The sequence below is a fragment of the Aquitalea sp. FG25 genome, assembly GCF_057809375.1.
The window spans coordinates 148,643-161,089 of the sequence record NZ_JBMDJV010000012.1; the positions used below are offsets into that span (position 1 = coordinate 148,643).

At 47.2% G+C, this 12,447-nt stretch carries 15 protein-coding genes; 4 read left to right on the forward strand and 11 right to left on the reverse strand.

Annotated elements, in window-relative coordinates; translation table 11 throughout:
* Nucleotides 1-77 precede the first annotated feature (77 nt).
* From ACODR9_RS12735 to ACODR9_RS12785, 11 genes are all read right to left on the reverse strand, one after another.
* Entirely contained in the window at nt 78-881 is an 804-nt protein-coding gene (locus ACODR9_RS12735) for a PRTRC system ThiF family protein (protein ID WP_488809693.1), read from the reverse strand.
* A gap of 49 nt (nt 882-930) precedes the next feature.
* Nucleotides 931-1,530, reverse strand: coding sequence for a PRTRC system protein A (locus tag ACODR9_RS12740; RefSeq protein WP_488809694.1), 600 nt, complete (start codon nt 1,528-1,530; stop codon nt 931-933).
* Nucleotides 1,520-2,287 carry a PRTRC system protein B gene (locus ACODR9_RS12745; protein ID WP_488809696.1) on the reverse strand — a complete coding sequence of 256 codons (768 nt, stop codon included), beginning with the start codon at nt 2,285-2,287 and terminating at the stop codon, nt 1,520-1,522. Before ACODR9_RS12745 ends, ACODR9_RS12740 begins: the two co-directional genes overlap by 11 nt.
* A gap of 1 nt (nt 2,288) precedes the next feature.
* Nucleotides 2,289-3,518 carry a hypothetical protein gene (locus tag ACODR9_RS12750; RefSeq protein ID WP_488809697.1) on the reverse strand — a complete coding sequence of 410 codons (1,230 nt, stop codon included), beginning with the start codon at nt 3,516-3,518 and terminating at the stop codon, nt 2,289-2,291.
* 127 nt (nt 3,519-3,645) lie between these two features.
* Complete coding sequence (locus ACODR9_RS12755) at nt 3,646-3,855, reverse strand: PRTRC system protein C (protein ID WP_488809698.1); 210 nt, start codon at nt 3,853-3,855, stop codon at nt 3,646-3,648.
* Between the two features lie 10 nt (nt 3,856-3,865).
* Nucleotides 3,866-4,288 carry a PRTRC system protein E gene (locus ACODR9_RS12760; RefSeq protein WP_488809700.1) on the reverse strand — a complete coding sequence of 141 codons (423 nt, stop codon included), beginning with the start codon at nt 4,286-4,288 and terminating at the stop codon, nt 3,866-3,868.
* A gap of 68 nt (nt 4,289-4,356) precedes the next feature.
* Nucleotides 4,357-4,632 (reverse strand): hypothetical protein, encoded by a 276-nt coding sequence (locus ACODR9_RS12765; RefSeq protein ID WP_488809701.1) that lies wholly within the window; start codon nt 4,630-4,632, stop codon nt 4,357-4,359.
* Nucleotides 4,633-4,664: 32 nt separating this feature from the next.
* Nucleotides 4,665-6,326, reverse strand: a complete 1,662-nt coding sequence (locus ACODR9_RS12770; protein ID WP_488809702.1) for a PRTRC system ParB family protein — start codon at nt 6,324-6,326, stop codon at nt 4,665-4,667.
* Nucleotides 6,327-6,482: 156 nt separating this feature from the next.
* On the reverse strand, nt 6,483-6,848 hold the full coding sequence (locus ACODR9_RS12775; RefSeq protein WP_488809703.1) for a hypothetical protein: 366 nt from the start codon (nt 6,846-6,848) through the stop codon (nt 6,483-6,485).
* 70 nt (nt 6,849-6,918) lie between these two features.
* A complete protein-coding gene (locus ACODR9_RS12780; RefSeq protein WP_488809704.1) occupies nt 6,919-7,230 on the reverse strand; it encodes an H-NS histone family protein in 312 nt (103 codons plus the stop codon).
* Between the two features lie 127 nt (nt 7,231-7,357).
* Nucleotides 7,358-7,756 carry a hypothetical protein gene (locus tag ACODR9_RS12785; protein ID WP_488809705.1) on the reverse strand — a complete coding sequence of 133 codons (399 nt, stop codon included), beginning with the start codon at nt 7,754-7,756 and terminating at the stop codon, nt 7,358-7,360.
* Between the two features lie 160 nt (nt 7,757-7,916).
* Between ACODR9_RS12785 and ACODR9_RS12790 the strand changes: the two genes are divergently transcribed.
* From ACODR9_RS12790 to ACODR9_RS12805, 4 genes are all read left to right on the forward strand, one after another.
* Nucleotides 7,917-8,588, forward strand: a complete 672-nt coding sequence (locus tag ACODR9_RS12790; protein ID WP_488809706.1) for a hypothetical protein — start codon at nt 7,917-7,919, stop codon at nt 8,586-8,588.
* Between the two features lie 92 nt (nt 8,589-8,680).
* On the forward strand, nt 8,681-9,133 hold the full coding sequence (locus ACODR9_RS12795; RefSeq protein WP_488809711.1) for a 1-acyl-sn-glycerol-3-phosphate acyltransferase: 453 nt from the start codon (nt 8,681-8,683) through the stop codon (nt 9,131-9,133).
* Nucleotides 9,134-9,521: 388 nt separating this feature from the next.
* Entirely contained in the window at nt 9,522-10,625 is a 1,104-nt protein-coding gene (locus ACODR9_RS12800; protein WP_488809707.1) for a ParA family protein, read from the forward strand.
* A gap of 10 nt (nt 10,626-10,635) precedes the next feature.
* Complete coding sequence (locus tag ACODR9_RS12805; protein ID WP_488809708.1) at nt 10,636-11,862, forward strand: ParB/RepB/Spo0J family partition protein; 1,227 nt, start codon at nt 10,636-10,638, stop codon at nt 11,860-11,862.
* The last annotated feature ends 585 nt before the right edge of the window (nt 11,863-12,447 follow it).

Below are 12,447 nucleotides of genomic sequence, written 5' to 3' on the forward strand. Positions count from 1 at the left end.
AAAATACCAATCAACAGTTTTTGAGTTAAGCTTGGTCAAATTTGTAGCCACAGAAAAAAACCCTGCCGAAGCAGGGTTCAAAGGGTTAGATTTGACTTCGATTCAGGTCTAGTGCAATGACCAAAGCGGAGCCAGTTTTCTGCAGACACTTGCAAAGGAAGTGACATTCCATTTCGCATATTTAAGAAAATGACGGAATGATCTATTCCACCATATCGAAACAAGGTCCAAAGCATATTCAAAGCATGGGTTGCGACGCTCTGATTTATGAAAAGGTCTTGCTTGTCTAGTGCCTCAGCCAGGCTGCAACTGGGCACATCATCTTCGGGATTGTCTTCGTCAAGCATGTCCGGGAAAAGCTCCAAGACAGTTGGCAACCTCATGTGAAAGTCCTCAGACTTTTCATGGAGAGGTTGGCCGAGGACAACTTGCCCGTCGTTTGACTTGTTACCTGTATCAATCCAGTAGTCAACGGCTTGCCGCTTATGGGCGAAAGCGCTAATTTCCTGACGTGACTTTTTGGTATCCACCGCTCCCACCACAATGACGGTTGAATCGGTATGGATTTTGAAGTCTGTTTCAGCGCAGAACCGCTCTCTTCGAGCGACCCACGATGTTCCAAACACCATATTAATACGTGAAGTCAGTACGTCAGCTTTGTTCAGACCTACGTCTTGCGGGTGGAACAACTGACGACCAATGTTTGCCTTGCTGACCGTATCATCATCAAATACGAATACGTCGAGACCGCTTTCCCGGCCCAATGAACGAAGGGCCCGATCAAGACGAGCAAGACCACTTAGTATCTGTGAACCTGTGCCACCGGCACCGATAAGGATAATGGTGACACGGGACTTAAAATGAGCGATGTGCTTGAACATATCTATCTCCAGGGGATGACTCACCCCAGAGGGAAGAGTGCATCCCTCGCTAAAGGTTAAAGTTAATCGGAAGCTTGAAGCTTCTAAGGTTAAGACGAAATACAGAGGTTATTTCTTCCTCAGTCACGTTACCAACTACTCCACTGATGCTGAAGTGAGTTCGGTCATCTTCATCATCGTCTGGTGAAAAGAAGGCCCGATCAATACCATGGCTATGGATATCAAGCACACAGTATTCATCAACGGTCAGTTGAGGAGTTTCATAGACCAGATGTTCAGCAGATGCAGAAATGACTTGGAATTGTTCGTACCTCCATGAACTATCTATGGAGTTCCAGACAATCCAGGCACCTGTTTCCGATGGTGCAACATGCTTTGCATCTTCGATGAATCGTCTCAGTAGGGCCACTGGGATTGAGCCACAGTGTAGTTCGAAGACTTCATGACACAACCCGTACGGTACGTGGACGGGGAGTGCATCCGACAACTTCGTTACTACACGTACCCACGCCAGGGAAACCTCATACCAGACGCCGTTGCCGGCCATCAAGATACGCTGTGTTCCTTTTTCCAATGGCGATACAACACCATCTGGAGGGACCATTACAGTAGGACAAATACTGAAAATTTGATTGGTATCAATTTTCATCTTTTGCTCCTGCACAGAATGTTAACGCGTTCACTTTTTTATCATTCCACATTAGTGGTTTCAGATATTCATCAGTGATCGAGCTAACCTTACCTTTTGCAAGATCGTTCCACAGACCTGTAATACCACCATCGTACAAAACGATGTTATTTGCACCGGGGTGAGTAAAGTTGGAACCAAAAAAAGCAAGCTCCCATTGTTGAATCAACTTACCGGCATCCGGATTAGGTTTATCAACGTTACCCATGCACATAACTCCACTTTCACTGATATTGTAAACCGGCGCACAAAAGACCTGCGTTGCCTCAGTTGGTGGTTCGTTTCCTTTAAATGATGCTAGACAGAGTTGATTCTTCATGGCTTTGAAAATCAAGCCAGGGAATTCAACTTCCATTACATTTTCACCATCTACCTTGAGGAATACCGAATGTTTCATTGGTGGAATCCACCAACAGATTTTATCCGATGTTTTCATCAATACATTAGGTGGCAAAAACCCAATACTGCTATCTACGCCAACTTTTTCTACATTGCTGGCAATCAACTCAGTAACAACTGCTTGCAGAGACTCCATCGTCATCGTTTTACCGACGCCTAGTCTTTGACGGCCGTTGTCATCTTGAATTTCATGGACAAGGGCATACTCAACTTCATGCTCCCTTTTCCCAGGCGTGGTTTTCCTGTAAAGGATAATAGCTTCCGATGCTTTTACTACACCTTTGCTCGACGGCATCGAGAAACGACTAACTTCTGACATATCAATTCCTTTCGTTAACCTCCTTTGACAGGAGATCAATCAATATCCCAACATATTTCATGCAGGACATTTTACTTTTCAAAGTGGAGAACCCTTTTTCGATATCATCAGCAGTTTGGACTGGGATAATATCGACAATAGGTGAATATCCAGGATCATAATTCGAAGGTTGTTCGGTCAACATAGCATTTACCACATCACGAAACCTCGTGGGAGTAGCATCTGATTTCCAACCGATTGTGAAGTGACTGCATGGAGCCCTGCCCTCCCAGAAAATAGAAGGATCATGACTCAACAGGTTTATAAAATTTTCTTGACTGGAAAGATCTTTTGCAGAGACAACTATTTCTTTTATGTAGTCACTGGTAGAGATATCCAATTGGAAGGTTGCAATTTTCTTTATGGCCCAATCAAGACTTCGAGAGCCCGAGCTAATAAACCACTCTGGATAATCTTGGGTCAAGAGCCTAAAAGAAAGTGGGAAGTCAAACGGAAGTATTTGGCCACTCTCGTACTGACCAATTAAACCATCAGACATCTCATCTTCATCATATTCCTCATAACGCCATAGTTCATTCTTGCACCACTCACCAAAGTATTGTGGCAATGTAATGAACGAACCATGACCTGAAGCGTGATGCAGAAGCGCACCTATGGCTATTGCTAGTTCTATATCCGCGCTAGCTATAACCTCAAGCCCCCTACCAATTAAACTAACTTCACGGCAATCATTTAAGCCGAAAGTGGTCAGAGAAAATTTACATGAATCCAAAAGCTCTTTGAACTCAACATCTACTTCTTCATCTTCATCGAATTCATCACAGCCTGAATCACCCATGAATTCGCTAAGAGAGCCGTGCGCGTTTAATGGAAGAAAAGGTACACCAATATTGAATGCAATATTGACTTCTGCTTTTCCTCCATAAACATCATTTACAAAGCGATCGCATAATTCCTGCATCACAGATTCCAGCGAGTCGGAAAGACTTAACTCTTCAGATATGTGCTGTGCATCGATATTTACTAATGCTGCCTTCGCAACATTTGCGACCAATTCGTCGTTGATTACTTCTCCGTCACCATAGTCAATTAATACTTCTGGTATGAAGTTTTCATTGAGTTCGATATTTAAGGTAGAAGAAAGTCCAAACCCATAGGCATCGGCAAAGGGGTAAGGATCTGCCCGTATGTTTTGTAAGGCCTTTTCAGCAACATTGATACGCGCTTGCATACCTCGTACTCCTGATGGTCAAAATTAATGGCTCCGTCACTTTTAAAGGTGAGGGAGCCATCTGTTAAGTTGCCTTCGGACGCCTCATGGAGACGCCGAAGGAGAAGTTCCTTCGGCGATTCCATGTTTAGCCTTTCGAGCCTGTAGCTTTTCTGAATTGGAAGATGCGCCGGCCGTTGCGTACTTCAGCCGGATCTATTGCTGCAGTGAGCAAATCAGGATAGAACGTTGCATAGTACGTTTTCACCTGTTCTTCCGTGAGATGTGCACCAGGATCGTCCAGTTTCTGTCCCGCATAAAGGAACTCACGACTCAGTTGTTGAACTTCGATAGCCATCGTGATTCTCCTATGCAAACAGCGGGCATGCAGCCAGCTTGTTATCTACAACACCAGGAGCGGCACCACCTGCATCATGACCTTCATCGTCATGATCATCACCCTGCCCCGCGCAAGGATCGATCGGATTAGCAGTCTTCTGCTTCACCTTTGCCTCCTCCTTCAGGACAAGTTGATCAGCAGCCTGTTTGGCTACACTGATCTGGGCATCTGCCTGTTCGGTGATGCTGGCGACCCGAACCACATAGTTCCCGAGTACTTGCGGGAGTTCTGCGTCAAGCTCCTCAGCAGTGCCAGTAAGATGCAGGCCGGGCAAGACCACAGAGCCAGGTGCCGCAGCAGATACAATCAACGACAGCTGGTCACCATTAGCCTTAACTTCGATCTTCAACGTTGCATCATTCCCCAGCAGGGTTTTGAGTTGGGTAAACATGGTTTTCTTTCATGTGAAATGAAATGCCGGCAAAGCCGGCATTTTCATGTAGTGGTAAATAGACTGATTTAAGCGTTCAGATCGATACCAGCAAGGTAGGCTTCTGCAGAAGCGGCTTCTTCAGGTTCATCAAAATGTGCACCTTCAAGAGCCATCAACTTGAGAAGCAAAGCAACCTGCTCTTCATTCAGATCTTCCGGGAGCACTTCGTCCCCGGTCTCGGCACTTTGTACAGCGGGGCCAAAACCGGCGATTTCGCCCAAAGAGGGTTGAACCTTGAGGCCTACATCCAGAAGAGCGTTGGTAAGACGAACGTACTCCTGAGACTTGGGTACTTTGCTCATTAATAACTCCCATGAGTGCCATTGCTGGCTGGTTAGATACGGAAATCCATGGCTTTAGGCAGGTACACAACACCAGACTTCTCAGTCGCAGTGAGTACTTTGCCGATGATTTTTGCCTTGTCAGATTTCATCAGTGAGTCGAAATCTTCGGTGATTGCATCTGCGATACCAGCTGCAGATACAAGTGCACCTATCTCCGACTTGGTCAGCAACTCCAGGTACTCCTTGTTTACTACCCAGTACTGGGACTGATCAACATTCAACCAGGCAAGGATGTCCTTGATGTTGCGAATTTCAAGAGTGCCAACACTGAACTGAGCAATGTTAAGCACAAAGTTCGCACGACCTTCTTCTGGCAATCCTTCCAGGTCAGCAAGACAACCAGCTACATTGCCAATCTGATAGTCAATGCCAAATTTCTTCTTGAACATACCGGTGAACTTGGTGCTATCCAGCTTGCCGAGATTTCCCGACATGGCCAGCCACAGCAGCACGAGTTGCGCCTTGTCGCGGTTTTTGTCCAGAACCACATACAGAGTCTTGCGCCATACCTTCTCTGCGTACTCAACAACTCGCTGCGATACCTTGCTTGCAGAGGCTTGCTCAGCAACCTTCATCGTAACTGCCTGCGCTCCTGCATGAGCAGGTGCCGACTTAACGAGGGTCTTTGCTTCAGCCTTTGCCGCTTTCATTGCTGCGCGTTGATGGGTTTTCACTTTCTCCTTATGGCATGTCTGATCGAAGCACACACCCCTTTCCTGCTCACCCAGGTTCGATACTTTTTTCGAAACTGTAGCGCCGAAGTTTGCACATCCCTTGCAGCTCTCCATCTGTTCGTCACCAACACCGTTACTACCGATGGTGACAACTTTGATAGGGAACACAGGGGTATTGCTCAACGGATCGTCGAATTCGACTCGTGGATAGGATTGGCGAAGAGAATTGAGCCGGTCTTCAAGCTCAAGGTTGGTTTGCTGAATAAAACATTCAGCATGTGTGCAACGGCCATCGCCGACAGTTTCTTCAAACATTTCTGTTTGAAGCGAACTGTTGTGAGGACATGCCGCGCAGCAGGACTTATCAAAGATCGCCGAACTTAGCTGCTGGACATAGTTGCTCAGCATGTTCTTGACCTCAGCAACAGAAAGGTTCTGTGCAATGATCTTCGGCAACGCCTTTTCCTGATGCTCAGGAGTAAGGGCCGCCATCAACTCGGCAATACCGAGTTTAATTTGTCGTTTATCCAGTGCTTCACGCACACACGGTGCACAGCGCATCAGGGAAAGACGGGACTCCAGCTTGGTAATACTCCAACCAAGCTTGGTGCAGACTTCAGCTTTATCTCGCACGATTTCTACAAGATCAAAGGCCGAGGCTGCTTCTTCCGTCTCACTCATACCCTCACGCTTGATATTTTCAATCAGGCCAAGGGCTTGGGACTCTTCATCAGACATCTCATGAACTACGCACGGGATTTCAGAATCGGGGCCGTAGATCATGACCCATGCTTTCAAGCGGCGCTCACCGGCAATCAACTCCCATTCACCTTTTCCGTTCTTGCGAACAGGGACAGGTTGGAGCAAGCGGTTGGCACGGATACTTTCAGCCAGGTCCTTCAAGGCTTGTTCATCAAAGTGTCGCCGCGGTTGATACGGGGAACGTTTGATGATGCTGCAGGAAAGTTGGGTATTCATTGGGAACTCCTCTTTGGATTTCAAAGGGGAGTCTTTCCCACGCGGGAAGGATTCCCCGCAGGTCGGAAGGTAAATGCGTACTACAAGTACACGATGTAAAAGCCCTGTCAGCTTATCTGGAAGAGGATGCGCATGCAAGCCGTATCAGTACCACCATCACTCTTGCTCTGCGGTTAGTACTGATTTGATAACTTCACCCTCAAAGTACCGCGCAGGCGATGCCTTGAATTTTCGACGGAAATAGTTACCAGCAGCGAAGTCCTTGGTTTCATCCTTGCAAGTTGCTATCACCTTGGACTGCATTTCTAATACTAACATCTCGATTAGGGCTTTTTGGCTTGGTACATTGAGTGCCGATTGCAAGAGTGCCATAGCCTTTTTTACATCGGACCTGATGAAGAGGTCTAATCTTTCCGCAGACAACTCATGGCGCTCCTTCTTCAACCTTTGACGCAGCCTATAGGCCCGCTGACGCTCCAATGGAGTACGTGGTTCAGACTTTTTCAGGTCTTGGTCATTCATTTACGTTACCCGGTAACGGAGTGAGAAAAAGAAAAAGCAGCCTTTAGGCTGCTATAAGGGAGAGTTTGGCTTAGATAGCCAGATCTTCCAGGGTCTTGCCAGCATCCAGTGCTGCTTGAACCCATATAGGCTTACGACCACGACCGGTCCAGGTCTGGGAAGCGTCTTCCGGATTGCGGTATTTCGGTGTTACCGGAGTGGATTGGCGAACACCACCGGCGGATAGTTCCCCCAGATCGATACCATAATTCTTGGCGATCTCACGGATTTGATTCAGCGCCTTAGCTTTTTCTTGCTTTGCGCGCTTTCCGATTTCGACGCCAATTGTTTCGTACAGAGACTGCAGTTCAGTATAAGACATTGCATTCAGATCAAGGGACATGTGCAAACCTCGTGATTAAGTTTCAAAATTAGCTAAGGTGCTTCCATATCAGTATGCTGCAAGATTTTTTATAACGCAAGATTTGATTGCGTGACTACATCTTAGGTGATGAACACGAATTGTTAATTTATTGCCAGGCACCCCAAAGAAGTCCGAGAAGTGCCATCCGCCATAGTAAGGAATTCTTTTTAATAACAATGTTATTTTTTACAGCTCTTAAATCGACATTAAGCGACAGACCAACATCTTTTACGGTCATATCGAAACTTGTGACCGATTGCATGATCCTCTCAATTGATCCACTGAGAAGAGCTACATCTGGAACCTTCAATTTGAGTTGATCCCTTAGGAAGTAATACCGCTCGCATAGATAGATACCGCGTGCCGCGTACGCCCAGAGCACGGGAATTTCCTCAGATGCATACTTGTACCCTAGCGTGCGTCCGCACACACCTAATGTTGATGCAACGTCCGATGGAGACAGCCCCAACTCAACCATCATCTCTTTGAATTCTGTTCCGTGCATGACTTCCCCTTCATGATTTCGCGGAAAACTGTACCACCATCTTCCGATATGGCAAGTTCTGCCCAGTTCATCGCGCGGTTAGGGGAGTTACCTATCTAATTGCCCGCCTGAATGACAGTCTGCTTCTTGTAAAGTTCTTGCTTTTTGACCGGATACCGTAATGAACAAACTCCTCTCCATTGCAGGATTGCTACTGATGTCGGGCACAGCACTTGCTGATAGTGTCTGCGCAAAATACGTAGCTGCCCCTCTGGTCTCTATCGATGTAGCCACACCGCAGGTTCGGTATGTGCCAACATCGATCTCTGAACTACAGAATCTTGACCCCGAATCCAAGGGCAACAACAATATCACCCTCGGAATGACCTATAGCTCAGGCGGTGGGCTCAGCATTTCAACCGGCTATGCGGTTCAGGAGGTTCCAGATGGATACTGCGTATCTCCGCAGGTCACCGCGCAATACAACAATCAGACTGTCACTGTCCTGATCCCGAAGGAGCTGCCTGTTGATAGTTGCCTTTATCAGGAAACACTCAATCATGAAAACAAGCATGTTGAACAGCTGACAAGTGGCCAGGCCAGTCTCTTAAAGCAGGCTGCATCTGCCATGTCGATCAAAATCCTGAATGACTATGCATTTTTCCAACGTCTAAGTGATGCAAAGCCATGGCTTGCCGGCTATCAGGCCGAAGCTAAATCAAGATTTGAGAAGGCGATCAGTCGAGCAAAATCAAATAGCGAGGCAATCGATAATCCTCAAGAGTACAAGCGTGTAAGTGACGCGTGCCCTTCCCCGAAGAAGAAGCCGTTCAAGTGGTTTTGGGAGGATTAATCTTGCCAGGCATGTTCAAGGCTACTGCTCGCAAGGTGCTTTCCTTCATAGTATTAAAGACTCTGCGGTGCACGGTCGAATTCTCCCCTCAAATGCTAAGTGCACTGGCACAGGGGGGATGCATCGTCACTGCGAACCACCATTCACTAGCTGACGGCCCATTGCTCGCATTTGCCTCCCCAGTTCCATTGTGCTTCGCGATTGATCCGGATTTCTCCCAAAAAAATCGCGCATGCGTCAAGGCACTCCGTTTTATGTGCTTCATGGGCTTCGGTTCATACGTTGCCCTTGATCAATCATCGCCCTACTCCATGCGATCACTTGCGAAGAAGGTACGAGCGGGGGAGTCAGTTGTGATCTTTCCTTCGGGACGAATCACGCCACCGGGGGAAAATCACAAAATGCCAGGGCTTGACTGGTTGATAGCGAAGTCCATGGGCACCTTGCTTGAGTTGCATCTTGAAGGCTTTGAGCACCTGAAGTGGCTCTCCCCAACGGGCAAAAGGCTTCACCCGAGACTCAAAATCTCTTCATGCTCCTCCTAACCCCCTACAAACACAGACAGCTTACCTATTTTTACGCTCTATTAGGGGAGTTACAGGGTCTTTTCGCAAGTACGGACTTACGAATCGTCAGTTAACATGCATGTCACCGCTGCGTACACTCTGACGATTTTTATGCATCTCCAGAGTCACCTTCGCGTTTTGTGTCGTTTTTGCGCGATTTACGCGAGAGCGCAGTTTTTGTTAGTTTTTTTGTGCAACTTATTGTTTATGAATTGTTTTTTTAGTTTTTTTGCGCCAATTTTTGTCATAACACCAATTTTGCACGTCGTGTTTTTTGGCTGTTTTGGCCATTTTTCGTGAATCCGACATCTCGCTCTACGAATTTACGTAGTAAGATGTGACCCATTATTAGGCTAGGGAGGTCAATATGACCATTACAGTTCAGAAAAATTTGAGCTTCAGCATGGCCCAGGTCACAAAGATGCTCGGCATTTCTCACGGCACCATCAAGAAGGTGGTTGAGGACTACGACATCAAGACCGAGTACTCCAAACGCGGCAATGTCGAAGTACGGACCTACACACCGGCAAATATTTTTGAGATTCAGCAGCGTCGTCGCGAGTCAGGTGCCATTGAAGGCCTCCCCACTCTCACTAACGTCTGCATCTACGCCAAGAAAGGCGGGATCTCCAAGACCACTATCGCAATCAACGTCGCAGTAGCCTGCCAGCTTGCTGGCTTGCGTGTTTTGATCGTTGATAATGATCCCCAAGGGGACTTTGGGCGGTTCTTCGGTTATGACCCAGATCGCCAGCTCGATGAGCTAATTGAAGAAGGGATGACCGAAGAAAATTACATTGGCGGTGACATCAGTAGTCTGCTTGGCGTGAACAAGCAACTGACACCCGATTGCAGTCTTGAAGAGGTTTTGAAGAAACCTTACGGCGAATTTGGCCCGCACATTATTCCGGCCCGCCAGCGCCTTGAGGAGTTTGCATTCGATCTTGAACGCATGATGGGTTACGACTTCATTTATCAGCGCTTTATTGAAGCAAACCGTACAGGAAAGAACCCGAGCATCGATCTTTCCAAGTACGACATTATTCTTATGGACAACAACCCTTACCCAGGTGCTCTGGCTCGCAATTCAATCGTTGCATCCGACGTTTTGATTGCGCCAGTCCGGTTTGATGAGTTCTCCATTGATGCTGTCAAACGCCTTGCCGAATGGCTCTCTACCATTCAGTCCAGCATTGGTCATTGCCCGGAAGTAGCTTGCGTACCGACCATGTTTAATCGCTCTCGACCGCGCATGAACGCCCGGCTCAGCAAGGTGGAAGAAATCTTCGGCAGTAGTGTTCTGGACAACCAGATTTACTACAGCGAAGACTACACCAAGGCTATGGATGAGGCAGTACCCATCTTTTTCTACAAAGAAGCCAATACAAATCTCAGTACTAATTCAATGAAGGCTGTCTGCGATGAACTGATTGAACGTATTCGTCGTGTAGCCCAAATGAAGGTTGAATAGGAGCGCGATCATGTCATCTGATATTACAGGACGTGAAACATCCAGACCTCTCGGTACTGAGCATCAGGAAAGTGATTGCCCTGTGGTTATAAAACCCAAGAGCTTCTTTCCGCCGGCAAATCCAAAAAAGGTCCACATGCCAAGCTCTGCCGGCTCTTCTTCGTCGGATGTATCTACCATGAACACTGGAACTCCTCCTACTGATCCTATTCAGAAGGAGGAGCAACTTCAACCTGTTGCTACTTGGCTCCTGCCAGAGCAATCTGAGAATGGAACTCCAGGTGAACTTGAAGTCGAACATCAACCGGCTCCTCTACATGAGGATGCCATCGTTCCATCTGCCACTGAAGTAGCTGGCCGTCTGGAGCAATCCGAACAAAAGGTATGGATCATTGATGTAGATCTGATCGATCCTCCTCTTGTTCAGCAGCGCTTTGTTTATGAAGAAAGTGCCATTCAGAAGGTAGCCAACTCAATGCTGGCCTCCGGCAATGGTGATCCCCTCAAGGGTCAGTTGACTCCCGTACTGATTCATCGACACGAGGAAATTGAGGGCCGCTATCGGATGATTGAGGGCTTTACTCGACTTAAAGCTCTTAAAAACTTTCTTCGTAAGGACAAGATCAAAGCCATCATCGTCGATTGTGATATTGGTGCTGCTTACCTTAATGGTATGCGTTCCAATATCCATCGTAACGAGGTAACTCCCTACGATCTGGCCTTGTCCTTCAAGCAGGCGTTGACTGCCAAGTACTTTGCCAACCAACAAGACATTGCAGACAAACTAGGCCTCGCACGCAACTACGTAAGCAATGTCATGGCTTTTAATGATCTGCCCTTAGAAGTGCAACAGATTATTGAAGCCAATCCGACTGTGTTTGGCTACACATACGCTCAACGTCTTCGCGGAGCATACGATAAGTTTCGTGATGATGAAGCTCTTGTGGCCAAGTTGGTTTCTATTGTCCAGAAGGTTTCAGACAACGTTATTTCTTCACGGTCTGAACTTGAGTCAGCCCTTGAGAAGATTGTTCCGGTCACACGAAAACGTGCAACTGGGAATAACCTTCGTGTCTTGAGTCTTGGCGAGCATGGCACCTTCAAGTTCGACAAAGCCACCATCAGTTGCAACCTGAACAACCTAACCCCTTCGCAAGTTAGCTATCTTGAGAACGGGATCAAGGAACTTATTCAGCAACTCCAGGAAGGGCCCAGTGCTCAGGCTAGCGATGAATAGGCCGAGTAGACTTCAGGGCAGAGGGTCAGAGCCAAACCATCCCGAATTTCGGGATGGTTTTTCTGCATTCTGTTTAGTCAGGTCTATTCCCGCGACTGGGACAGCTTATCCTATTGATTTTATAGAGTATTTTTATTGCAGCAGCAGTTGCACTTCCGTATCAATTTGCTCTTATCATCAGATTTCAATCTTCGCACCACTTCCCCATTATTTGCTGCATAGATTCAAAGTTATTGCAATGCCATTAGCATGCTCTATTGTTAGCCCCCCTCCCCTGCCCTATCTGTTTTTTGAAATTATCAAATTTGACTTTAGTTACATACGTTCTCTATCGTTATCGTTACGTGACCGCGTATCCCCAGGAATACACGCAAATTCGCTCACCGCTGCACTCAAGTCTGTATTCCCGGGAATACATGCTTCTGCATCATCCTCTGACAGTCTGGCCGTTGTATCCCCAGGAATACACGCAGATTCCTTCACCGCTGCACTCAAGTCTGTATTCCCGGGAATACGTGCTTCTGCATCACCCTCAGGCAGTCTGGCCATTGTATTCCCAGGAATACACGCAGATTCCCTCACCGC